This window comes from Neobacillus drentensis, assembly GCF_036962765.1.
Lineage (GTDB): Bacteria > Bacillota > Bacilli > Bacillales > Cytobacillaceae > Neobacillus > Neobacillus drentensis_C.
The window spans coordinates 30,744-31,069 of the sequence record NZ_JBALOS010000077.1 but is presented as its reverse complement, the minus strand read 5'-3'; the positions used below and the strand labels follow the sequence as shown (position 1 = coordinate 31,069).

General features: G+C 47.2%; 2 tRNA genes. Both read right to left on the bottom strand.

The annotated features are described in order from the left end of the window. Positions 1-24: 24 nt before the first annotated feature. A tRNA-Arg gene (locus V7137_RS11440) sits at positions 25-101 on the bottom strand. Between the two features lie 61 nt (positions 102-162). Beyond that, positions 163-248: transfer RNA gene (locus V7137_RS11435), tRNA-Leu, on the bottom strand. Between the last annotated feature and the right edge of the window lie 78 nt (positions 249-326).

The following is a 326-nucleotide window of genomic DNA, read 5'->3' as shown; positions in this document are numbered from 1 at the left end:
AAGCTGAGCTACTTCCCGTCTATATGGCGCGCCCGGAAGAAGTCGAATCCACAACCTTCTGATCCGTAGTCAGACGCTCTATCCAATTGAGCTACGGGCGCATTAATTAAAAGTCAACTTTTAAAGTATAGCACACTCGGTATTCTCTGTCAACAATTTATTTGGTGCGGCCGAGAGGACTTGAACCTCCACGGGGTTGCCCCCACTAGGCCCTCAACCTAGCGCGTCTGCCATTCCGCCACGACCGCATGATAATTAGCGACAAAAACTATCTTATCACACTACACAATTTAATTCAAGTAAAATATTTGGTGCGGGTGAAGGGA